Origin of the sequence: Paenibacillus harenae (assembly GCF_030812415.1) — a bacterium.
Taxonomy (GTDB): domain Bacteria; phylum Bacillota; class Bacilli; order Paenibacillales; family Paenibacillaceae; genus Pristimantibacillus; species Pristimantibacillus harenae_A.
Genome location: NZ_JAUSST010000007.1, coordinates 123407 through 146661, shown reverse-complemented (window position 1 = coordinate 146661; position 23255 = coordinate 123407). Strand labels below are relative to the sequence as shown.

The 23255-nt window shown below is 52.1% G+C and carries 24 protein-coding genes; 18 read left to right on the top strand and 6 right to left on the bottom strand.

Features of this window, described 5'->3' with window-relative positions; translation table 11 throughout:
* Positions 1–136 precede the first annotated feature (136 nt).
* The 3 genes from J2T14_RS24535 to J2T14_RS24525 all read left to right on the top strand — a co-directional run bounded on the left by J2T14_RS24535 (position 137) and on the right by J2T14_RS24525 (position 2301).
* The gene (locus J2T14_RS24535; RefSeq protein ID WP_307475101.1) at positions 137–1132 is read left to right on the top strand and encodes a Gfo/Idh/MocA family protein; all 996 of its coding nucleotides are present in this window, start codon (positions 137–139) and stop codon (positions 1130–1132) included.
* A 76-nt stretch (positions 1133–1208) separates the two neighbouring features.
* Entirely contained in the window at positions 1209–1460 is a 252-nt protein-coding gene (locus J2T14_RS24530; protein ID WP_307475100.1) for a hypothetical protein, read from the top strand.
* 121 nt (positions 1461–1581) lie between these two features.
* A complete protein-coding gene (locus tag J2T14_RS24525; protein WP_307475099.1) occupies positions 1582–2301 on the top strand; it encodes a YebC/PmpR family DNA-binding transcriptional regulator in 720 nt (239 codons plus the stop codon).
* Between the two features lie 93 nt (positions 2302–2394).
* On the opposite strand, the gene J2T14_RS24520 is transcribed toward J2T14_RS24525, so the two are convergent.
* Entirely contained in the window at positions 2395–2949 is a 555-nt protein-coding gene (locus J2T14_RS24520) for a GNAT family N-acetyltransferase (protein WP_307475098.1), read from the bottom strand.
* A gap of 375 nt (positions 2950–3324) precedes the next feature.
* Between J2T14_RS24520 and J2T14_RS24515 the strand changes: the two genes are divergently transcribed.
* From J2T14_RS24515 to J2T14_RS24505, 3 genes are read left to right on the top strand one after another with little or no spacing between them, the layout of a single operon-like run.
* The gene (locus J2T14_RS24515; protein WP_307475097.1) at positions 3325–4875 is read left to right on the top strand and encodes a spore germination protein; all 1551 of its coding nucleotides are present in this window, start codon (positions 3325–3327) and stop codon (positions 4873–4875) included.
* Positions 4872–6056, top strand: coding sequence for a Ger(x)C family spore germination protein (locus J2T14_RS24510; RefSeq protein ID WP_307475095.1), 1185 nt, complete (start codon positions 4872–4874; stop codon positions 6054–6056). The genes J2T14_RS24515 and J2T14_RS24510 overlap by 4 nt, the downstream gene beginning before the upstream one ends.
* Positions 6053–6286: a hypothetical protein gene (locus tag J2T14_RS24505; RefSeq protein ID WP_307475093.1), complete on the top strand. Its 234-nt coding sequence runs from the start codon at positions 6053–6055 to the stop codon at positions 6284–6286. The genes J2T14_RS24510 and J2T14_RS24505 overlap by 4 nt, the downstream gene beginning before the upstream one ends.
* On the opposite strand, the gene J2T14_RS24500 is transcribed toward J2T14_RS24505, so the two are convergent.
* Complete coding sequence (locus tag J2T14_RS24500) at positions 6283–7377, bottom strand: GerAB/ArcD/ProY family transporter (protein ID WP_307475091.1); 1095 nt, start codon at positions 7375–7377, stop codon at positions 6283–6285. The genes J2T14_RS24505 and J2T14_RS24500 overlap by 4 nt on opposite strands.
* A gap of 579 nt (positions 7378–7956) precedes the next feature.
* On the opposite strand from J2T14_RS24500, the gene serC reads away from it, so the two are divergent.
* From serC to J2T14_RS24480, 4 genes are all read left to right on the top strand, one after another.
* The gene (gene serC / locus J2T14_RS24495) at positions 7957–9039 is read left to right on the top strand and encodes a 3-phosphoserine/phosphohydroxythreonine transaminase (RefSeq protein ID WP_307475089.1); all 1083 of its coding nucleotides are present in this window, start codon (positions 7957–7959) and stop codon (positions 9037–9039) included.
* A 14-nt stretch (positions 9040–9053) separates the two neighbouring features.
* Positions 9054–10331 carry a serine--tRNA ligase gene (gene serS, locus J2T14_RS24490; RefSeq protein ID WP_307475087.1) on the top strand — a complete coding sequence of 426 codons (1278 nt, stop codon included), beginning with the start codon at positions 9054–9056 and terminating at the stop codon, positions 10329–10331.
* A gap of 216 nt (positions 10332–10547) precedes the next feature.
* The gene (locus J2T14_RS24485) at positions 10548–10706 is read left to right on the top strand and encodes a DUF3934 family protein (protein WP_307205170.1); all 159 of its coding nucleotides are present in this window, start codon (positions 10548–10550) and stop codon (positions 10704–10706) included.
* Positions 10707–10823: 117 nt separating this feature from the next.
* Positions 10824–11363, top strand: coding sequence for a hypothetical protein (locus J2T14_RS24480; RefSeq protein WP_307475085.1), 540 nt, complete (start codon positions 10824–10826; stop codon positions 11361–11363).
* 189 nt (positions 11364–11552) lie between these two features.
* Here J2T14_RS24480 and J2T14_RS24475 read toward each other — a convergent pair whose 3' ends face one another.
* A complete protein-coding gene (locus tag J2T14_RS24475; protein ID WP_307475083.1) occupies positions 11553–12653 on the bottom strand; it encodes an ankyrin repeat domain-containing protein in 1101 nt (366 codons plus the stop codon).
* 239 nt (positions 12654–12892) lie between these two features.
* Between J2T14_RS24475 and J2T14_RS24470 the strand changes: the two genes are divergently transcribed.
* The 7 genes from J2T14_RS24470 to J2T14_RS24440 all read left to right on the top strand — a co-directional run bounded on the left by J2T14_RS24470 (position 12893) and on the right by J2T14_RS24440 (position 19623).
* A complete protein-coding gene (locus J2T14_RS24470) occupies positions 12893–14074 on the top strand; it encodes a serine hydrolase domain-containing protein (RefSeq protein WP_307475081.1) in 1182 nt (393 codons plus the stop codon).
* A gap of 30 nt (positions 14075–14104) precedes the next feature.
* Positions 14105–15289, top strand: a complete 1185-nt coding sequence (locus tag J2T14_RS24465; RefSeq protein ID WP_307475077.1) for a serine hydrolase domain-containing protein — start codon at positions 14105–14107, stop codon at positions 15287–15289.
* Positions 15280–16095 carry an ABC transporter permease gene (locus J2T14_RS24460; protein WP_307475075.1) on the top strand — a complete coding sequence of 272 codons (816 nt, stop codon included), beginning with the start codon at positions 15280–15282 and terminating at the stop codon, positions 16093–16095. The genes J2T14_RS24465 and J2T14_RS24460 overlap by 10 nt, the downstream gene beginning before the upstream one ends.
* Positions 16092–16874, top strand: coding sequence for an ABC transporter permease (locus tag J2T14_RS24455; protein ID WP_307205182.1), 783 nt, complete (start codon positions 16092–16094; stop codon positions 16872–16874). The genes J2T14_RS24460 and J2T14_RS24455 overlap by 4 nt, the downstream gene beginning before the upstream one ends.
* 1 nt (position 16875) lies before the next feature.
* Entirely contained in the window at positions 16876–17934 is a 1059-nt protein-coding gene (locus J2T14_RS24450; protein ID WP_307475073.1) for an ABC transporter ATP-binding protein, read from the top strand.
* 28 nt (positions 17935–17962) lie between these two features.
* Positions 17963–18757: an aminoglycoside adenylyltransferase domain-containing protein gene (locus tag J2T14_RS24445; RefSeq protein WP_307475071.1), complete on the top strand. Its 795-nt coding sequence runs from the start codon at positions 17963–17965 to the stop codon at positions 18755–18757.
* 95 nt (positions 18758–18852) lie between these two features.
* A complete protein-coding gene (locus tag J2T14_RS24440) occupies positions 18853–19623 on the top strand; it encodes a PIG-L family deacetylase (protein WP_307475068.1) in 771 nt (256 codons plus the stop codon).
* Between the two features lie 110 nt (positions 19624–19733).
* On the opposite strand, the gene J2T14_RS24435 is transcribed toward J2T14_RS24440, so the two are convergent.
* Both J2T14_RS24435 and J2T14_RS24430 read right to left on the bottom strand, forming a co-directional pair.
* The gene (locus J2T14_RS24435) at positions 19734–20921 is read right to left on the bottom strand and encodes an oxalate decarboxylase family bicupin (RefSeq protein WP_307475066.1); all 1188 of its coding nucleotides are present in this window, start codon (positions 20919–20921) and stop codon (positions 19734–19736) included.
* A 58-nt stretch (positions 20922–20979) separates the two neighbouring features.
* Entirely contained in the window at positions 20980–21888 is a 909-nt protein-coding gene (locus tag J2T14_RS24430) for a LysR family transcriptional regulator (protein ID WP_307475064.1), read from the bottom strand.
* A gap of 131 nt (positions 21889–22019) precedes the next feature.
* Between J2T14_RS24430 and J2T14_RS24425 the strand changes: the two genes are divergently transcribed.
* On the top strand, positions 22020–22760 hold the full coding sequence (locus J2T14_RS24425; RefSeq protein WP_307475062.1) for an SDR family NAD(P)-dependent oxidoreductase: 741 nt from the start codon (positions 22020–22022) through the stop codon (positions 22758–22760).
* Between the two features lie 84 nt (positions 22761–22844).
* On the opposite strand, the gene J2T14_RS24420 is transcribed toward J2T14_RS24425, so the two are convergent.
* A complete protein-coding gene (locus J2T14_RS24420; protein WP_307475060.1) occupies positions 22845–23222 on the bottom strand; it encodes a winged helix-turn-helix transcriptional regulator in 378 nt (125 codons plus the stop codon).
* Positions 23223–23255: the final 33 nt, after the last annotated feature.

The following is a 23255-nucleotide window of genomic DNA, read 5'->3' as shown; positions in this document are numbered from 1 at the left end:
GCTTTCGATAATAACAAAATAACTCTATAATAGTATGGAGATTATCGATCATATCATATGCCCGATAACAACAGCGCAATAACCGAGATCGTACTTATAATCTATAGCATTTATTATTCGTTAAGGGGTGGAGAACGTGGCATTGAAGACGATTAATTGGGGTATCGCGGGACCGGGCTGGATTTCATCTAAATTCGCCAAAGATTTGGCCCATGCCGAGGGCGCAAAGCTTGTAGCCGTCGGGGGCAGAAGCTTGGATAAGGCGGAGAGCTTCGCCAAGCAATTCGATATACCGCGTGCATACGGCAGCTTGGAAGAGCTCGCCGCGGACGGAGAAGTCGATATTGTCTACATCGGAACGCTGCATCCCGCACATAAGGAAAATGCGCTTACGCTGCTGCGTGCGGGCAAGGCTGTTCTATGCGAGAAGCCGTTCACGATCAATGCGGCGGAAGCGGAGGAGATGATCCGGTTCGCGCGCGAGAACGGCATCTTCTTGATGGAAGCGATGTGGACGCGCTACTTGCCGCCGATCCGCAAAGTGAGGGAATGGCTGGCTGAAGGCCGTATTGGCGAAGTGCGCATGGTGAAGGCCGATTTCGGCTTCAATATGGGCTGGGCGCCGGAGAGCCGTTTGCTTGATCCCAAGCTTGGCGGCGGTGCTTTGCTGGATGCGGGTATCTATCCGGTATCCTTCGCTTCGATGTTATTCGGCGAGCAGCCGGCGAAAATCATGAGCAGCGCCCGAATCGGGCAAACTGGCGTGGACGAACAGTTCTCGCTCTTGTTCGAATACGAGGGCGGACGGACGGCGGCGCTGAACGGCGCCGTGCAGCTCGGCATGGTAAGCGACGCTTACATCTATGGCACGAAGGGCTATATTCATGCACCGAACTTCTTGTTCGGCAAGATGGCATCGCTCCATGTCTCGGGTCAGGAGCCTATCCTGTTCGAGGATGGCCGCGAGCCGGACGGCTACTACTTCGAGGCCGAGGAAGCGATGAACTGCCTGCGCGAGGGCAAGCTCGAGAGCGCTATAATGCCGCTTGACGAGACGCTCGCGATTATGCGAACATTGGATACGATTCGCGCGCAATGGGGCTTGCGTTACCCGGCTGACGAACAAGACTAACAGGCAGTGATAATTGTACAATCGAGTCGCCTGGCATTTGGCCGGGGGCTCGATTTTTTTAGGAGGGCCAGGAGATATGGCAAGGGAATTGGAAAAAGAGGCTGTCGTAGCGGTTACGGGCGTTCCGGCCGAAATGCTGGAGGAGTCGGAAGGCTACGACGGAAGCGTCGTGTTCGTATCGGGACTAACGGGCAAAAGATACTCGGTAGCGCCTGTATGCGAGGTTGCGGCTTGGACGGCCGAGGAAAAGCAAGATATGCAAATGTTCGGCGAGCATGAAGGGTTATGCGTCTACGAGCTTAAGGCTTGGTGGGGCAGTTTGTTGTAATAATCGCCAATCGTTTCCGGCGGGGTTGCATTTCCCTGGGGATAACCTATAAAATATTATTAATCATGTACAAGTTTCATTTAAGGTACTTAATTTATGAGCGAAAGAGAGCGGGAACAGTATGGGTCGCAAGTGGAATAATATTAAAGAGAAGAAAGCTTCGAAAGACGGACAAACAAGCCGTATTTATGCTCGGTTCGGCCGTGAGATCTATGTAGCTGCCAAATCCGGCGAGCCGGATCCGGAATCGAACCGCGCGCTGAAGGTCGTGCTGGAGCGCGCGAAGACGTACAACGTGCCGAAAGCGATCATCGACCGCGCAGTTGAGAAAGCGAAGGGCGGCGCGGAAGAGAACTACGACGAGCTTCGTTACGAAGGATTCGGTCCTAACGGCGCGATGGTTATCGTCGACGCGCTGACGAATAACGTGAACCGTACCGCTTCCGAGGTGCGCGCCGCATTTACGAAAAACGGCGGCAGCCTTGGCGTAAGCGGCTCGGTTGCCTATATGTTCGATGCAACGGCGGTCATCGGCCTAAGCGGCAAGACGGCTGACGAAGTGTTCGAAATTTTGGTGGAAGCGGAAGTAGACGTTCGCGACGTCATGGAGGAAGAGGATTCGGTTATCGTGTACGCCGATCCGGAGCAATTCCATGCGGTGCAGGAAGCGCTCAAGAACGCTGGCGTAACGGAATTCACCGTTGCCGAATTGACGATGCTTGCGCAGAACGACTTGACGCTCCCGGCCGACGCGCAGGCGCAATTCGAGAAAATGCTCGACGTCATTGAGAACCTCGAAGACGTGCAGCAAGTGTACCACAACGTCGAGTTGGAAGAGTAGAACACAGAAGCAAGACGAAGAGACGGGGCCGCGGCCCCGTCTCTTCTATTTTCCGCTCTCGACTGCCAGCATGATTGATGTTTATCTATTTTATCAACGCTTGTTGAGCGTATAGTGCTCGTATGTATCATTTTCTATCTCGATCTGTCCTCTGTAGACGAAGCCGCATCGCTGGATAACTTTGATTGAGCCGATATTGTACGGAAGCGCTATGGCGTTAAGTGCTTCGACCCCGGCATGCTCGAATAAGTAGTTGGTCAAGCCGCCGACTGCCTGTGATGTATAGCCTTTGCCGCGGTGATCCTTGGATATGGCGTACATCACCTCACGATTCGGCTCAGGCAGACCATCCTTCGGTCCGGTGCAGCACCAACCGATGAAGGCGCCCGATTCTTTGTGTACTATGCCGAGACGAAGCCTTAAATCGCCGACGGGAAGTCCTTCTTTAGCCTGTTCCAGAAAAGCATGATTCCCCGGAATCTCATAGTTCGCCAGCCAGTCGGCACGCTGCTCCTTGGACACGTTCCATCCCGGCAGGAACGTATGGATCTCCGGCTGCATCGTCAACGCGTGAAGTTCATCCAAGTCTTCATTCCGGTACTCGCGTAAGAAGACGTCTTTGCAGTCAATAGTGAAATATGGGCTCATCGTTCGAGGACTCAACTCCGATAACGTGGATTTGTCGCTTTCATAAACTCCATTCAAATGTAGCATATGATCGCGGCTGGCGACATGTAGAGAAAAGTTATATTTATTTTGGATTTCTGTGCAATTTTAATAGTTCCTGCGAGTAGACGCCCCTCTTCCAATATGACAAAGGCGTCTTTTTGTTGTCCAAAAATGAGGAAAAGGAGTAGTTGATGAACTTTCTGAATGAAGCCAGACGGCAAAGCATTGCGACAAATCGGAATTTCCAATATAAGCGATGTCAATTCGCAGCTCATCAGTAATTTATACGAATAAACAATAGTCCTCGATGGCATTCTAGGATTAGAAAAATTTGTTTGCCCGGAGGACATTTACATGACGAAACGGCTCCGTAGAACGCGGAAAGACGTTTACCCCGCTTCTGAAGATTCCGCAAGTGAATTCAACGGGAAAACATTTTCGGATAACCTCGAGCAGAATGAGAGCTTTATTAAAATTACGTTTCGAACTAGCTCGGATTTAGTGTGCCGTAAAATTCGTTTTCAAGACGACGCGCCGAGGAAACTGATCGTTTACCTCAATACACTCGTGGACGAACAGAAATTGAATGAGCAGATCAGGACGTCTTTTGCTATGCTTCAACAGGACCATTATGCTCTCGAACCGGAGGTTACAGAAGGCGAATCTACGTCGGCTGTCAATCAGATTCATACGTCAACCTGGGGGGAGATGATACGCCTCCTATTGAGTGGATATGCCGCGGTTTTTACCGAGGGCGATGCCCAGGCCATTTGTTTAAAGGCAAGCGCCTCGCTTCGAAGAACCTTCGAAGAACCCTCCTCCGAACCGGTTATTAGAGGATCCAAAGAAGGGTTCGTCGAGAGACAGTGCGTCAATTTCGGCATGCTGCGCCATTATATCCGTAGTCCTCGCCTGAAATCAGAGGATTTCATCGTAGGGGATCTGACGCAAACCAAGGTGCTCGTTGTTTATATCGATGGGCTTGCCGACGAAAGCATCGTGGATGAGGTAAGGAAAAAAATAGCTTCCATTCAAATCGACGGCATTCTGGAATCCGGCGCTATCGAAGAACTGATTGTTGACGATCGCTTTCCTTTATTGCCTCGCGTACAAGTAACAGAAAGGCCGGACGTTGTTGCAGGCGGTCTGCTGGAGGGAAGGGTCGCCATTATCATTGATAATACCCCCTTTGTTTTAGTCGTTCCCGTCACGTTCTGGACGGGGATGCAGTCCGCAGAGGATTACAATACACGCTTCCCTGTGGCAACTTTCTCCAGGTGGATCCGATTTCTCTTTTTGATTGTCGCCATTTTTGCTCCTTCCTTTTTCGTTGCGGTGACTTCGTTCCATCAGGAAATGATCCCGACCAGCCTGCTGCTCAGCATAGCATCTGCACGCGAGCCTGTACCATTTCCGGTCATGATAGAAACGTTATTAATGGAAATCATGTTTGAAGCGCTGCGCGAGGCAGGCGTCCGATTGCCGAAGGCGATTGGCCAAACGGTTAGCATCGTAGGCGGTCTTGTCATCGGAGATGCGGCCGTGCAAGCGGGTATTATTTCGACGCCGAGCGTTATCGTTGTATCTACGACGGGCATTGCAGCCCTTCTCATTCCGCGGTTTAATTTTGCCAACGGAGTCCGACTGCTCCGCTTTCCTATTATCCTATTGGCGGGTTCTTTCGGTTTATATGGAATTGCGCTCGGTTTTTTGGGGATTTTGCTCTATGTTGTCCATTTGAAATCGTTCGGGGTGCCTTATTTTACGCCGATCGCACCCTTTTCGATTAGAGCCGTGAAGGATGTATGGTTACGGTCGCCTCGGGTAAACGGCCGCAACTTTTCCGTTCCCGCTACCGAGACTTCGGTCAAAGCACGGAGACAGGAAGGGGGAGGAGGTAATTGAATCGGTGTATGAGCATGACAATTACGATGCTGCTTATTCTGATACTGGGTACAGGCTGCTGGGACCGCAAAGAAATCAACGATATCGGTCTCGTTATGGCAACTGGTCTAGATTTGGCGGACAACGGACAGATACAAGCGACGCTTCAGATAGCTTTACCCGCATCTTCCTCCCTATCGACAGGTGGAGGCTCGAAACCGGGAAAGTTCTTTTTAATATCAGCAGTAGGCAAAAACGGGCTTGAACTTGAGCAGAAGCTTCAGCAGAAGTTGTCGAGAACGTTATTTTTTTCACACCGCAGCGTGATTCTGATCGGGGAGGATTTGGCTAGAAAAGGTATAAATGACATTCTAGATGTGTTCAACCGCAACCCGCGCAATCGTTTGAAAACGTATATGCTGGTCGTGAAGGGGAGGAAAGCGGCAGATTTGCTGCAAGTCGACTATCCCTATGAGCTCGCTCCCGCAGAAGCGTTGAAGGAAATGGAAATGCTTAAGGGGGAAGGAACGATTGTCACGCTGCGCGATTTTATGATCGCGTCGGCAACAGGGGGAATGTACCCGACAACCGGAGTATTGGAGCCCGCGGCTTTTCACAGACCTGGGGAAAAAACGGCGGACAGGCTGTTTCGCATAAACGGGACGGCCATATTCAAATCGGCTAAACTGGCCGGTTTTTTGAATAATACGGAAACGCATGAATTTCTTTGGTTCAAACATAACAAGAGGACGGATAAGATCGCTGCCGATATGCCAGACGGCCAAGGCAACGTCGGTTATTTAATAACCTCCAGCAACTATAAGATCGATGTCGATTCAAGAAGCGATCCGCTCAAGTTTCACATCCGATTGAAAGCAATAGGGTACCTGTTTGAAAACAACACCCCTCTTGACGTAACGGACCCGAAAAATCTTCAGGTTATAAATAAAGCGCTTGAGGATCATATCAAGCTGGATATGCAGGCGTTCCTCCGTAAAATCCAAACCGAATATCATACGGATATCGTCGGTTTCGGCCAGGAGCTGCAAAGGCATAATCCGAAGAAATGGCGCGCCCTGGAAGAAGAATGGGATCAATATTTTAAAGCTGCCGACGTATCGGTATCCGTGGCTGTCACCATCAGCAACACCGGAGCGATCGGACCGCCCCTGCAGCTGAAGGAAAAGGAGATTGAGAAGTGATGATTATCGTACCGGCTGTTTATATCTTTTTTCTTGGCGTGTTTACGATCTTCCAATCCCGCCGCCTATGGATCGGTCAAGACAAACGGGAGGCTCTGATCTGCGCGCTGTCCATGACCTTGTCTGCTATCGTCGGCATGCTGCTGATTGCGGAAGTGGAATTGCCGACTTTTGTCCTCCCATACAAAATCGTTTTTGAACCGATCGGGAAATTGATTTTGTCTCCTTAACGCTTCGCCAGCATTTGCTTGACCCTGGCTATGGCAAGCAGTGCCAGGGGAAGCAAGCTTTGCGTAAAAAGAGCCAAAATCGGATAGGCAAACGTTATCCAGGCTTGAAATTCGTCTGAATTTTTAAAAATCCAGACGGAACCGACGGCGGACAATACGGTAATCGGAACGACCGTTTTTCGGTAGTTTTTTGCTCCAAACAGCTGAGTTACGCTTATGCAAAACATGTAAAGCAGCATGGAAACCTTGATGGAGATGCCAAGGACCCAGATCGTGATGGCGATAGCTTCCAGCCTCTCCAAGGGACCAACGATATCCGTATATTTGATGACGTTCAAAAAAGCGAATTTCATCCTAGGGGTGATCGGACCGAACACCATGATGGTCAGAATATCGATCGCCATGATCAGCAGCGCGGTGCAGCCTAGCGAAATTAGCAATTTCCCGCGCACCTTCTGCGGCTTCTCGTTTAAGTGCGGCAAAAACCATCCCAAGAAAAAAAATTGGCTCATCCAGGCGGACGGGACGACCGAACCCCTGATGACCGGAATGATTCCTTCAGAGAGCACCGGGGTCAATCGGGCAGGATCTACATTCCGTAACGAGAAAATGAAGATGGGGAGAAGCAACAATACGACAATCAAAACGATAACTTCGTTGCACCTGGCAATCGACTCGACGCCGGAAAGAACGGCAAGGCTGCAAAAAATCAGCAGCGTTAATATTAAAACGAGAGACGGTGTATTAAGCATGAGAACGGTATTCAGAAATCCGGCATGCTCATTCAAGGTGCTGGAAATAAAGAAAAACAAGTAATAAGTACAATAGAATCCGATCAGCTTGCCAACCCATTTTCCGCATATCGCATTAGCATACTGTATTATCGTCTGGCCGGGATAACGCATAGCCAGAGCCGTCATAACAAAGATGTTTATAAGGCCCGTTGTCGATGCGAAAATGACGGACATCCAGGCATCTTGCTTGGCGTATCCAACCATAATACCCGGAACGGATAAGATGAGGGTTGAAATGATAAAGGTGAATAAAAGTAAACTGATTTGATAGCCGGAGATTTTTTCACCGATTTTCACGAAAGTAACATCCCCCTTCACAATCCCCTTTATTATTTCCTCCTTTTTCCATGCATATTCTTATCTTGACAAGGAACGATTTCTTTTATTACTGAGTCTACCCTCACTACGATGTGAGGTGCTTCATAGCCTCCTAATTGAAAGGTCGGGTAACATAAAATAAATAATAGATCCAACTGTTTGGGACGCTTCTACCATGAGCTGGTGTAGGAGTCGGAGGACGGTCTGAAAACCGATGGCGGGTTACTAAAATTGGTTGGATTAAATAATTTGCTGCTGTCCGTGTTGACATTCCTTTTCCAAAGTGTATATAATGTGTGCAACATTAAACATTCGGATCATGCCTATGAAGAGCATCCAACTCGGAGGCGTTTTCGTCAAGAGTATCCCGTAGGGGGTACGTCCTAAGTTAACCGGCCCGCCCGTTACCGCGGAACCAAGAGGATCGAATCGGCGCTTGCCGCTGCTTCGGTCAAGTTGGGTGGCACCGCGAGCAGACGCTCCTCGTCCCAATAAGACGAGGGCGTCTTTTTGTTTTCCAAAAAACGAGGAAACGGACGGTGCAGCATGCAAAACACGATGCGGAATTACAATTTCAACCCAGGACCGGCGGCGCTGCCGCTGGAAGTACTGGAGGAGGCGCAGAGGCAATTCATCGCTTACGGCGGAGGCGGCATGTCGATCATGGAGATGTCGCACCGCAGCCCGGCGGTCGAGCGGATGGTAGAGGAAACCGGGCAATTGTTCAAAAAATTGCTTGGCTTGCCTGACGCGTATCGCGTCTTATTCATGGGCGGCGGAGCGAGCATGCAGTTCGGGCTCATCCCGATGAACTTTCTGAAGGAAGGGCAGACGGCGCATTATATTTTATCGGGAAGCTTCTCGGATAAGGCGTATTCGGAGGCGCGCGCTGTCGGCAACGCGGTTGAGGCAGCGAGCGGCAAGGATTCGAAGTGGCGGGTTTTGCCGGATACGGCGAGCCTGTTGCTCGGATCGAATGCCGCATACGTTCATATGACGACGAACAACACCATTGAAGGCTCGCAGTTCAAGCACATCCCGGATACGAATGGCGTCCCGTTGATCGGCGATATGACGAGCGACATCATGAGCCGTAAGCTGGACTTCAGCAAATTCGCGATGTTCTATGCGGGAGCGCAAAAAAATATTGGACCGGCCGGAGTGACGGTCGCCGCCGTTCATGAAAACTTGCTTGCCGATTGCTCGGAACGTATTCCGACGATTATGAAATACAGCACGTATGCCGACAACGATTCGTTATACAATACGCCTCCCGTTCATTCGCTGTACATGACGAAGCTCGTCCTGGAATGGACGGAGCGGCAAGGCGGCATCGCGGCAATGGAGCAATCGAGCAAAGAGAAGGCAGCTCCGCTCTATGGAGTCATCGATGCAAGCGACGGTTTCTATCAGGGGATTATCGGGCAGCCTTACCGTTCGAACATGAACGTCACTTGGCGCATGAGAGACGAGGCGCTGGAGAAGCAATTGATAGCCGCTGCCGAAGAGCGCGGCATCGTGGGACTGGCGGGACATCGCAGCGTCGGCGGCTTGCGCGCATCGATCTACAATGCCGTTCCGCTTGAAGCATGCGAGGCGCTGGCTGACCTAATGATCGAATTTCAGCGGGTTCGCGGATAAGGAGGAGATTGCTCATGCTGAATATGGCGTTTATTCGCGAACATCAAGCGGAGCTGGAGCGGATTGCGGCGAAGAAGGGGATCGAGGTGTCCATCCGCGAGCTGATTGAGCTCGATGATAAGAAGCGCGGGCTGCTGCAATCGATCGAAGGTTTGCGGCATACGCGAAACGAGCTGTCGGAGCAAATCGGCAGGAAGCTCTCGAGCGGCGAGGAGCAGGACGCGGATCGGATGAAGCAAGGGGTAAAACAGTCGAATGCAACGTTAACGAAGCTGGAGGCGGAGCTTGGATCGGTGGATGGGATGCATGAGCAGCTGCTGCTGCTCGTACCTAATATCGTTTCGCCGGATACGCCGGACGGAGCTTCGGATGCCGACAATGTCGAAATCAAGAAGCATGGCGAATTGCCGACATTCGAATTCGAGCCGAAAAACCATGTGGAGCTGGCCGAAAACCTCGGCATGCTCGATATCGCCCGCGGCGTGAAGATCGGCGGCAGCCGAAATTATGTGCTGAAGGGCGCGGGCTTTCATCTGCACCATGCCGTTCAGCGGCTAGCGGTGGATGTGCTGGAGGCGGGCGGCTTCATGCCGGTGGACGTTCCGATGCTGGCTCGCGGCGAGTCGTTCCATCATTCGGGCTTCCTGCCGCTAGGGCAAGATCAGCTATTCCGGCTCGAGGAGGATAATAAATATCTTATCGGCACATCGGAAGTAAGTCTCGTCTCAGGCTACAGCGGCGAGATCGTCGACGTCCGCGAGCCGATCCGCCTGGCGGCGATGTCGGCCTGCTTCCGCCAAGAGATTGGCTCGGCGGGAAGAGATGTCCACGGGTTGTACCGCGTGCATCAATTCGCGAAGGTGGAGCAGGTTGTCCTATGCGCAAATGATCACGAGTTGTCGGAGCGGATCCTGCAAGAGATGACCGCGAATGCGGAACGAATTTTGCAGTTGTTGGAGCTTCCTTATCGCGTCGTAGCCGTATGCATCGGCGATATGTCGCAGAAGACATATAAGCAATACGACATCGAGACGTGGATGCCGAGCAGGCAAGCGTACGGAGAGACGCATTCGTCGTCGAACTTGCTGGACTTCCAGGCACGCCGGGCTAAGATTAGGTATCGTGCAGCGGACGGCAAGCTGCATTATTGCCATACACTAAACAATACGGCCGTCGCCACGCCTAGAATATTGATCCCGCTGCTCGAGAACCATCAACGCGAAGACGGCAGCATCTACGTTCCGAAGGCGCTTAGGCCTTACATGAAAGGGCTGGAATATTTAGAACGCTAGCCGCTTGCGGCTCAGGCTATGCGATTATGCGACGCAGCGGCTCTATATCGCCTGCAGCAGTATCGTTGCCCCCCAGCGCCTAGCTGACGAATCGGAATTCGGCGCACGGATATAATTATAGTGGGCGGCAAGATTTTACAAGGCGAATTAATGGTATAATGGATGCTATCGACAAGAATGGAACGATAATGACGATGTTGGAGTGGTGAATGAAGCATGGTAAAGGCTAAAGGCGGAACAGGCAGAGGCACGGACAAGAAGGGTTGGAATCGTTGGCAGGCAAGCGCGAAGAAAAAAGCCGCGAAGAAAATTTTCGGCAAGCCTCAAGCTAAGAATGCGGACGGGGCGAAAACAACGGCAGTTAAGAAGCCGTAATGTATGCTGCATAGATGACCGTAGCTAAACGTGAACGCGTAGCTGCGGTTTTTTTGGATCGGCATAGATAGCGTGGCTGCAATGGGAAGCAATCATAATGAATAAGCAGGTGAGCCTATGGAGGAGCAGAAAGGAACGCCCCCGGATGCAAAAGCGTTGTTCGTGCAATATAAGGGGAATAAGGTAGCCATGCATCGTGCGGATGTACTGGAGTCCTATAAGACTTACGACATAAGCATAGAGGAAGAGAATGAGTGGTATGCGGAAATAATCGATTCGCTCGCGAATAAGCTGTCGATTATGAACTGGGAAGCGGTGACCGAGCTGGAGGCGCTGGCTAAATACTACCCATCACCTCCTATTTTGGAACGTGTGGTGTCGTTTGCCGATCGGCATATTTCGGGTGCGGACAGTTTGGTAAGGCTCGTGTACGCGGAGAAAATGATCGAGCTCATACTGACAATGAAACGAGTGATAACGACCGAAGCGTTGCATAGCGTGAGCAGGACGGCGGTTCGGATTTTTCAAGATATTATCGCCAAGCCGTTAATCGAAGATGAAGGACATTCGATGCAGGTTTTTCAACTAAGAGATAAACGTTCGCTTAACAATAGATGCAAAATCGGGCTGGATCGTATTGAAGAGCTGTTGAATTGAGTGCTGATTCCATTATGTGGAAATGTACAAAATTGTTCTTATTCATACTAGTGCTGGTTAAGAGACGTAGAGAAACGCTCGGCCAAACGCTAGGTATCGTGGAAGAAATTGGCGCAAGTAAGACGATAGTCATGCTGGAAGAAACCCTCATTGTCCATGAACATAGGTTCACGGCCAATGAGGGTTTCTTTATTGACGGACCAGGGCCCTATTCGGATCAAGCAGCAGCTCCTTGATCCGTTTATCCTCGCATTCCTCTGCAATGGAGAAGGCGGTTGTCTCACCGTCGCCATGAACGGCATACGGATTGGCACCGGACTCCAAGAGCATGCGAACCGCCCAATATTCCTCGCACTCGACCGCTTTCATAAGTGCAGTCGTCCCGTTATCCGTTGCCTTGTTCGGATCGGCCTTCCCATTCAGTAATAGCCGAATGACGTTCGTATAACCGCGGCTGCCGGCATACACCAGCGGAAGACTGCCGTGGTTGTCTCCCTCGTTAGGGTCTAGTCCGAGCGAGAGAAGCTTGCGTACCATATCGCTCCTTCCGTGCACGGAGGCACGAATAAGCAGGGTGCAGCCGTAAGCGTCTTTCTCGTGAAGATCGGCGCCGTTCATAAGCAGTAATTCCAACATCTCGACATTGCCGTTCTCGGCTGCCCGATGCAGGGCCGTTCGCCCGTCGCGATCCTTCGCATGAACGTCCAGGCCTTTGTGCAACATCGCATGAACGCGGTCGAGCCTGTTGTTGTAAGCGGCCCGAACGAGCTTCGGCTGCCCCTTCAGACGAGGCCGGCCTTCTCCGTAGTAAAAAATAATATCGTGAGGCGTAGTCGCATTGCCGCCGTTCATATTGTTCCGCAGCGTCCGTATAGTTTCGGAGGGTCCCCACGGCAAGCTCCACCATCCGAATAGAGCCGTAAATAAGGAATAAATTATTTTGAACGTCATATGATTCAGCGAACCTTCCACAACCATCCTTGAGGGAAAGGTAACCGTCACCCCGAATGAAATAACAAGTTCGTGGAATACAAGCTTCGTATCAGGAGTAATCAGTTCTCCCTCATATTCGGCACCGCCGTTGTAAATAACTTCCTTATTGTTCATAATCCATTTGCGCATGCGTTTCGTCCTGCGCGCTTCCTTCCGGAAAAATAGGATTACTACAAGAATTGCGATTCCGAGAAGCAGCATGAAGAGATTATCTCCACTGCCATTTTCGGCCAATCCGATAATGCCGCCCACGATGAATATGCTAGAAATAATGAAAAACGCAATAAATACGATCAACGTTCATTCGCTCCTCTCATCTAAATGATACTATCGGCATCGTTGACCTTTATATGAAGTGCGAATAGCCGATCAGTCGAAAGATTAGCTATAGTAAAAGTTTACCAACAAAACCGTGGACACCTGCATCCCTATTCCCTTAAAATGGGATTTATCATTAGGTTTCATGAATCCCCATAATTGCGAAGGTTTGTCATCCAAGAGGCTGCCGAGCAACACATTAAGAAGGGAGTACGAGTATGCAAAATACAGTAACGATTCATGAGGGCTGGACGGATGCAACGGCGGAAGGAGTCGGTTATGACTCGCAAGCCATCCGCAGACTGGACGACCATTATGCGGATCTGGTCGAGAAGGGAACGATTCAGGCGGCTAGCTATTTGCTGGCGCGCAAAGGAAAGGTGTTCGCTCATCGTTCCATGGGCAAGCTTCGCGGCGAAAGCGGCAATGGCGATATTAAGGGCAATGGGGCGAACGAAGATCTTAAGGTAGATTCGATACGCAAAGTCTACTCGATAACGAAAGCGGTTACAGCCGTAGCCATCCATCAACTCATCGATCGAGGGCAGCTATTCCTGACACAGTCGGCAGGCAGCATTTTGCCGGAAATGAACACGGATAAGCATAAAGAAATTACGATCTTCCATCTATTGACGCATACGTCCGGATTGCGCGGAGACCCAGGCTTCTATACCGAGCCATATGGGCTGCCTTGGTTCGAATGGGCGGTAAGAGAGCTGAAGGAGCAAGGCAACGACATAGGCTGGATTAAAGCGGTGCTTGCCGGTCCGCTGCAAAATATGCCCGGCAAGGAATGGATCTATTCGACGAGCGCTTTCGCGCTTCTCGGGGAAGTTATCGCGCGAGTATCGGGCAAGCCGTTCGATCAATACATTCATGATGAGATTCTGGCTCCGCTAGGGATGGACAGATCATTCTTCGACGTGCCGGAAGCGTACTACGACGAAGTGTGCTGCACCAATGATTGGGAAGCGGACAATCTCTATCGCCCTCGCAAGAGAGCGGACGACGCACCGCCTAGAGCGGGCAACGGCATGTTCTCGACCCTATCGGATTTATGGCGTTTCGGCCAGATGATGCTGAACGGCGGGGAGCTTGACGGGACGCGCATCGTGTCGAAGCGGGCGGTAGAACTGCAAACCTCGAATCACTTGCACGGCGTCCGGCATAACGGCTGGGGCAGCAAGCAGACGGATTACAAGTACGGCCTGGGCTGGTCGCTGGAGCACTATGACTTGTGCAGCAAAGGAACGTTCTCGCATGAAGGATTCGGGCATTGCGGATTGTTCGTCGATCCGGCGGAAGAACTCGTCTTCGTCTTTTTCGTGCCAGGCCAGAAAGGCTATACGAATGAATCGGTTATCTTACCGCGCGCGATTGCATGGTCGGGCTTGCTCTAATAAGCAATGATAACATTAGGAGGGATATCCGTGACGATAACGGGACATATGGATCGGCTTCATATACTGGACTCGGGTTTCGATCCGGCGGTTAAGGAGCGTCTGGACCGGCATTTTGAGCAATTGGTTAGTGAAGGCAAGGTGCATTGCGCATCGTATCTGCTATCGAGGGACGGAACGGTGTTCGCCGAAGAAGCGTTCGGAAAGTTAAAGCATGATCAAACAGACGCCCTGCTGCGGAATGATTCCATACGCCGAGTCGCGTCGGTGACGAAGCTGTTCACGGCCGCTGCGATATTCCAGCTCGTGGAGCAGGGCAAGCTGTTCCTGCGCCAGTCGGTCTCGGAGTGGATTGAGGAGTTCAAGCATCCGATGTACGAGAAGATTCAGATTTGGCATCTCCTTACGCATACGTCGGGCATTCAGGCCGATCCCGGCTACTATATGGAACCTTATCCGATGGGCTATTGGGATGTGATGTTTGCCTTCCAGCCGGAGACGGAGGGGCCGTTCGCGGTGACTGATCCGGAGGAGCTGGAGAAGCAACGCCGCTCGGCCTGGATACGCGCCGTTCTATCCGGTAAGCCGCTTGCCGCGCCAGGCGAGCAGTGGACCTATTCCTCGGCTGCGTATGCAATTCTCGGCGAAGTCATTGCCCGCGCAAGCGCCACAAGCTACGATGAATACGTATTGGAGCGCATCGTGAAGCCGCTGGGCATGAACAGGACATTCTTCGAGGTGCCTGAGGAACTGCATGCGGAAGTGTGCATCATTAACGACTTCGAAGTTTCTCGTCTGAGGAAAGATGACAGGAAGTATGGGCCGCCGCGTGCCGGCGGCGGATTGCATTCGACGCTCGGCGATTTGTTCCGCTTCGGCCAAATGCTGCTGAACGGCGGAACGCTGGACGGCGTACGCATTTTGTCGCGCAAGTCGGTGGAGAAGCTGACGGACAATGCGCTTGACAGCGGCATCAAGGCCTTCTGCTGGGGCGGCAATATCCAGTCGATGACGTATGGCATCGGCGCATCCCTTACCGGGCCAGGCGAGTGGATTCCGGAAGGGTCGTTCGGCCACGAGGGAGCCGGCCGTTGCAAGCTCCTTATCGATGCGAAGAACAAGGCAGTCATTGTATTTTTTGTTCCATCCAACATGGATTGGTGTCCGGAGTCCATGATCGGTACGCAGAACTTGATCGGATCGGGATGGTTATAAGCAGAATATCGGCCGTCATTCGCGCGATCGGATTCGCCACCTACAAGGAGTGGGCGGCGTTCCGTTCGCATATGGCGGCTTCGTTGCTCGTCGGCCCGGTTCTGTTCCTCGTTCAAGTATTTATATGGCAGGCAATGTACGACGGCCGGGAGACGCTGAACGGTCTATCGTACGCGCAGATGCTGTCTTACTTCGGGGTTGCGACGCTTATCCATTATATATCCTTCGATTTCGCCGATTGGAATTTGCAGATGCTCGTGCGGAGCGGAAAGTTCGTCACGTTCGCTCTTCGGCCGCTTCCGCATTGGCTGTTCGCGCTGGCGCAGAAGCTTGGGCATCGCTCACTCGCCCTCTATGTAGAGGTTCTGCCGGTTATGCTCCTGTTCATATTCGTATTCGGCGTGAACATGAAGCCGGCAGCGCCGTGCCCAGCGATTCTATCGATCCTGCTCAGCTTCCTGATGAACTTTCTCGTTAACTACTGCGTCGGACTTACGGCATTCTGGCTTGTACGGGCAGAAGGCGTAAGGCGCGTGTTTCTGCTCTTGAAGGACGTGAGCGCGGGCGTATTTATTCCGCTCTCGTTCTTTCCGGATATTTTGCAAAAGATACTGTTCTTCCTGCCGTTTCAGTTCATTACGTATTTGCCGACTCGTGTATACATTGGGCATTATGAGCTGGCAGGCATGGAGCTGACGCTTGGACAAGCGGTCGGCTTACAAGCCGCAGCCGTTGCCGTTATGGCCGCATTGACGCTTGCGCTTTATAGCGCTGCACTAAGACGATTCACGGGGGTAGGCGTATGAGGGGAATAGCATTATGTCTGGCTGCCGTGATGCGAACGAAGCTGGCGGAACAAATGGCATATCGAAGCCATTTTGCCCTTAGCGTGCTGCTGCTTGTCATTGGCGATCTAGTCGTGCCGTTCGTTACGCTGCTCGTATACAATGCCGGGGCTTCCTTTCCGGGCTGGACGCTGCACGAGGCGCTGCTTGTGCAGGCGGTGTTCACGCTTGCCAAGGGAATCGCGTTTCCGTTCTTCTTCGGCATGGTCGGAACGACGCTGTCCCAGGTGCGCGAAGGAACGTTCGACTTGCTGCTGCTGCGTCCTCGTCCGGTGATGATGATGGCCATTCTTACCGGGTTTGATCCCGACGACTTCGGCAGGCTGATTAGCGGATCGGTACTATTCGGCGTAGCGCTTAGCGGACTTTCCATCCCATCGGGCTTCGCATGGCTGCAATTCGTGCTTCTGTTCATCGCCTCCATCGCAATTCTATGTGCCGTTTCGCTGTTTTTGTCGGGAATGCTCTTCAGATGGGTTGGCAGCAGCCGCGTGTTCGATATATTCGACGCCGTTACGCGATTCGGGATGTATCCGGGTACGATCTACTCCAAATCGGTGCAAAATTTATTAACCTACGTGTTGCCTGTAGGGCTCATTGCATTCGTGCCGGCGACGGCTCTTCTGGGACGCAGCGGCTGGGGCACGCTATGGGCGCTGCTGCCTGCGGCGGGCATCCTCCTGCTTGGGGGATTGTTCTGGAATCGGATGCTAAGAGGTTATACAAGCGCGGGCGGCTAATATGACCGGATTATTAAAAGGAAGGGATGTGCGAGTTAAACCGATGATTGAAGTTCGCAATCTAACGAAAACTTATATGACCCATGAACGCGGTCATACGCTGCGCGAGGTCGCGAAGAACCTTTTTCACCGCCCGATGAAGGAAGTGAAGGCGGTTCACGATCTTAGCTTCACCGTACAGCAGGGCGAGATGCTCGCGTTCCTTGGACCGAATGGCGCAGGGAAATCGACGACGCTGAAGATGCTGACCGGCGTCCTTCACCCGACCTCTGGCGAGGTGAGGGCGCTCGGACTTGTGCCGTGGAAGCAGCGTCGCCAATATGTTGGCAGGATCGGCGCGGTATTCGGGCAGAAGTCGCAGCTGCTATGGGATATTCCTCCTGCCGACGCTTTCTATATGAACAAGGCGATCTACGGCGTGGGCGACCGCGAATATAAACAGACGCTGGATGAGCTGGTGTCGCTGCTGGAGGTTGGCGATGTGATGCGCAAGCCGACGAGGCAGCTATCGCTCGGCGAGCGGATGAAATGCGAGTTCATCATGGCGATGCTGCACCGACCTGAGCTCGTCTTCCTCGATGAGCCGACGATCGGGCTCGATATGATCGCGAAGGAAAATATTCGCGGCTTCATCCGCAGCATGAACAGCCAAGGGGTCACGTTTATTCTAACGACGCATGATCTGGACGATGTCGAGATGCTCGCGGAGCGGGTCATGGTCATTAATCATGGCGCAATCGTCGTGGACGATTCCTTGAGCGGGCTAAGGGGGAGGCTCGGCGAGAAGAAGTCCGTCAGGCTGACGACGGAGACGGCCGTTACGGGAGAGGGACTGCCGGGGTTGTCCATTGTGGAGCGGATCGGGCCGCTAGAGATCGCGGTCGAGGTCGACACCGCCTTGCTTCCGCTGAAGCGTTTTATAAGGGAGTTCAATGAGTCCTACGGTATTATCGATATGTCGATCGAGCAGCTTCCGATAGAAGCGGTCATGAAGGAGTTGTATACCGAAGGCCTTTCTTTTGTGTCTTCGGCGAGAGAGCCGGAGGTCATAAAACGATAAACATAGAATGGCAAGGAGTGTTATGGCTATGAGCGGATATGATTGGAACAATTGTCCAGATGATGTTAAGGCGCAGACTGCTGCGATGAGCGAGTATTTGGCAGCAACGCTGGAGGAAAATCTGGTGGGCATTTATGTTCACGGTTCGATGTGTTTGGGCTGCTTTCAGCCGGCGCATAGCGACTTGGACGTATTGGTTGTTACGCGTCTGACGCTGGACAAAGTTACGCGGTTCGAGCTTATGAAGGGCTTTCTGTCGCTCCATAGCAAGCCGATTCCAATAGAGATGAGCATCATAAGCTATGGTGATATTCATCCATGGAAGCATCCAACGCCGTATCAGTTTCATTTCAGCGAATATTGGCGGGAAAGGTATGAACAAATGGTCGCCGCCAACGACATGAGCTTCTGGGATTTCAAGGAGCCGGCGACCGACGGGGATTTGGCATGCCATATGACGTTAACGAGCCAGCAGGGCATTTGCCTATTCGGCCAGCCCATTGAAGAAGCGTTTCCTATCGTGCCTGAGGCCGACTTCTGGGATTCGATCTACTGGGGCATCGACTACTTCGACGATCTGAAAGACGATCAACTCGTTACCGGTCTGCTTACGCTGATCCGAATCTGGTCGTACAAAGAAACGAAAGTCATCCTATCCAAATCTCAGGCGGGGGAATGGTCGCTGGATAGTCTTCCGGCAGCGTATCATTCCATCGTGCAAAATGCAGTCGACGTATACAAAGCGGCTTCTGAAGCTATTCCATATAATAGAATCGATTTGGAAGAGCTGAAGCGATATGTGATTAACGAGATTAGAAGCTAGGTATGCGACTCTAGCTATAATTTCTTTTGAGAATATGAAACATTTGGAATAAATACTGCGTTAGAAGCTTGAATACAGGAGGTGAGGTGCTTCTAATGCAAGATCGCTTGGTTGCAATAATTGCCCATCCCGATGATGAGTTTATGGCAGCAGGATTGCTCATAAGGGCCAAATCGCTTGGTTACAAGACGCATTTGATTAGCGGCACGTATGGAGAGGCCGGCAGAATCAAAGGCCAGCATTTTCGCGGCGATAGAGAAGAAGAATTGAGAAGCATCAGGCAAAAGGAATTCGACGTATCTTGCCTGCTGTTGAACGTGGATCGCTATCATAACCTTGGTTTACCGGACAATAGGGCGGCTGATTGGGATTTGGAGACAGCCTCTCGCGGCCTTGAGGACATCTTAATAAACATCGGGCCATCCATTGTGGTTACCTTCAATAGAGACGGCGGCAATCATCATCCAGATCATATCGGCATGCACAAAATAACGGTACAGGCATTTGGCTCACTTCCGAGAGGCGATTATAAGCTATACTTTAACACTCTCTTTCCGCGTAATTTCTCGCAAGTCCATGCCTTGCTGGAGCTCCCTGCTCTATTGATGGAAAAAATGACGATCGATGACAATGAGGTTTCCGCAATCCTCGCATTGACGAACGAGGAGCATCTGATGAAGCTGAGCGTACTGGATATATACAGAAGCCAGTTCCCGGATGAACGCGGACTCTATTATAAAATGCCTCTGAGAGTGCTGGAAGCGGTTTCGAGGTATGAATGCTACGAAAACTTCGATAAAGGCAATGTGAATCATCCGCCAGAACGAAGCGACGCCGATGTCGTATTATTTGATTTATTGCTATGATGGATATACTTCATTTCAAGCAGCTCTACGGTTAGAGCAGCTCATATAGCCGCTCCTGCATGCGGATAGGCGACAAGCCGTCAGCCTAGCAGGAGCGGCTGTTTGCCTGCTCAGGGGTAATACGTGAAGCCCGGAAACCGGACAACCGGCGATTTAACCTTATGAAGCTTGCTTGCGAAAGCCGCATCGACGTTCAAGTTGCTCTCTACGAGCGGCTTAGGCGTAAGCGCCATCCACTGATTCAGCGAAATATCGACGAAGCGGTCGCTTTTGAACATTTCCAGAAACCATAACGATTGCTCGCCGGTATTCTGGATATAGTGGCCGTAAGCGAACGGCACGTAACCGACGTCGCCGGCTCTATAGTTGAACGTACGGGCTGCTCCGTTGCCGGCGAATACGGTCATCCTGCCTTGACCGCTCAAGTAATATTGCCATTCGTCTTGGTTCGGATGCCAATGCAGCTCGCGCATGCCGCCCGGCTCGATCTCGACAAGAGCCGCAGCAACGGTCTTGGATATCGGAAAATTAGTCGAGTCCACGATTCTGACGCTCCCCCCGGACGTCTTAATCGGAGGCTGCGCGAGCAGACGGTGCTTGAAGCTCAGCGGAATCGTACCGTAGGGAGAAGCGACGGCTTCGGACATGATCGGTCCTGGAATATCGTCCTGGTAGATATACACCTGTCCGCCAGGAATACGATTGAAGTCGCTGACCGGCACGCCGAAGTTCGCAGACAGCACCTCGGGCGGCGTATGCGCGAACCAATCGGAGATAGACAGCGTGTTCAGATCGGAGAAGCTGCCGTCGTCGAAGACGAGCAGAAACTCGCAGCCTTCCGCCAGTCCCTGAATGGAATGGGGCAATCCGGGAGGGAAGTACCATAGATCGCCTTCCTCCACGTCCGCGATGAAGTTCCGCCCCTGCGCGTCGACGGACGTAATGCGTGCGCTGCCGAGCAGCATATAAGCCCATTCCGCCTGCTGATGCCAGTGCAGCTCCCGCACGCCGCCTGCGGTAAGGCGCATATTCACGCCTGCCAACGTCGTCGCGACCGGCAACTCCCGGACCGTTACTTCCCGCGACCATCCGCCCTCATTCAGCTGCATATGCGTGTCCGAGAACGAGAACTTCAGGTTCGGTACTAGGCCGGCATCCGTAGCCGGAGGAACAAGCATATCGGGGTTCTCCCGATCCCTCATAATATCGCGCGGGCCGTTATCCGTTGCGCCCTCATTGCCCCTGATCGGCTGTGGAATGTCGCCGTATACCGATGCGTATCTTGCGTCCTTATCCATTCCCTGAGCCCCTTTCCTTCTTGCGTTCCGTGCTCGTTGCCTACCGAAATGCTGCTACTTACAACTTTATGCCGAGGGCTTGGTTCATATGTTGCAGCTCCTGCTTCAAGTAACGATAGAGCTTCGAGGCGGCTGGCTTAAGCGGATACTGTTCGGCACGGCAGGCAAGGCCTATTGTCATATGAATGCCGTCGTTGTTCACTTTGCGGATGACGGTTCCTGCTGGTGGAGGGTTCAGGACCACTAACGGAACAAGCGCAATTCCGAATCCGCATGCCACGTAATAGGGGAGAGCGGCCATGCTGCCTATTTCCACAGTGTCGGATAGAGTTGTTTCCGTTCGCTGAAGAAGGAAAGATAACTGCTTGCGGTAGGGGCAATTGGCCGAGGTGATCAGGAGGCGATGTCCCTGAATATCGGTTAGCGCAATGTCCGCGGTACCCGCAAGCGGGTGCTTCTCGGGCAGTAATAAAGCGAAGGGCTCGGTGAACAGAGGCTCAAAACAAAGCCGGTCACCAAGTTCGGGCACGGAGCATATCGCCATATCGAGCTCGCCCTGCTGCAGCCGTTCGCTAAGCGACGGCGTACCCGCTATCTCTACAGCTATACGTATTCGAGGATAGTCAGCCATGAAAGCGGATAGTAGAGGCGGAAGCCGGTAGCTGGCCGTCGGTTCGTTGACGCCTAAGCGGATATGGCCCGCCTCCCCGGATCGCGCATCTGCGATGGTAGATTGGAGCCGTTCCAAGTCTTGGGCAATAGGGAGACTTTGTTCATAAAACATTCTGCCGGCTTCGGTCAGTCCGATTTTGGTCCCCCGTTCAATGAGTTGAACGCCGAGATCGGCTTCCAATCGTTGGATTTGCATCGTGACGGTCGATTGCGCGTAATTCAGCTCTTCGGCAGCTCGTTTGAAGCTTCCGTAAGCGACGATGAGCTGGAATGATTTGATCGCTTTAAGATCCATAGAAAGCTGCTTGCCTCCTTTGGGTAGTTCAATATTATTGAATTATTAATTCGAATAATTCAATTATACGAAATTGAAGCTTCGTTATAAAATAGGTATAGGAATTGTTTTTAATCGAGGGGGGAGTTTATATGGACCTTCATAACAAAGTCGCACTAGTTACCGGGGGAGGAACGGGAATCGGAAGGGCGGTCTCGATCGAATTGGGAAGGCGGGGTGCAAGCGTAGCGGTTAACTATGCGCATTCGATTGCCGAAGCGGAGGATACGGTACGTCTGATTCAAAAAGCGGGAGGACGGGCCATCGCGGTCAAAGCCGACGTCTCCAAGGACAAGGAAGTTCGGGAGATGGTAGCTCAAGCGGCACAAACATTCGGGACTATCGATTTTCTCGTCAATAACGCCAGCATAACCAGGCATATACCGCTTGTCGATCTCGAAGCCGCGACTGAGGAAGTATGGGATGAGCTCTACGATGTCAATGTGAAGGGGATGTTCTTCTGCGCCAGGGCCGTTGCGCCGCTAATGAAGGAGAATAAGCAGGGGGCGATCGTCAATGTGGGCAGCATTGCCGGTCTGACGGGGGCCGGCTCTTCGCTGCCTTATGCGGTGTCGAAAGCGGCCGTGCATGGTCTTACGAAATCGCTTGCCCGCGCGCTCGCACCCGCCATTCGAGTGAATAGCGTAGCGCCCGGCGCCGTCGCGACGAGATGGTGGGAAGGCCGCGAGGAGCAAATGAAGAAGCTGAGCGGCAACGTGCTGCTGGAGCGGGTTTCCTCGCCGGATGAGATATCGCTTCTCATATGCTCGTTGTTGGAGCAGGAGTCGATGACCGGCCAGATCGTGACGATCGATTGCGGGCAGACGCTTTAAACAACGGGGATGCAATGGTCGAGAAGCTGAGAATGACGTCAATAAGACGGCTATCTCAGCTTCTTTGATTTGGGGTTTTGGTTGTTAGCTGCTAGTGGCTACGTCATCCGTAAGCTGCTTTTTGCCCCATTTTTGCATCCATATATCCATTTCATTAAGCGCATAACGAAAGTCTTTCCCTTTGTCCGTGAGCGAATATTCAACCGTTACCGGCACGGTCGGAAATACTTCGCGATTAACGATGCCCATCTTCTCCAAATGGCGCAGCGTGTCCGTCAGCGACTGCGTCTTCACGACTGCCACGTTTCGTTGCAACTGCTTGAAGCGTTGCGGACCTTTGTTCAGCTCGGCGATGACAAGGAAAGACCATTTCGCCCCGAGTATTCGCAATACCTCGCAGATTGAAGATAGTTCTTGAACCTCTTCCTCTTTCTTTTCTTTCTTTTCCGCTGGTTTGTTCATAGCCGTCATCCTTCCTTCTACTTACTTATAGTA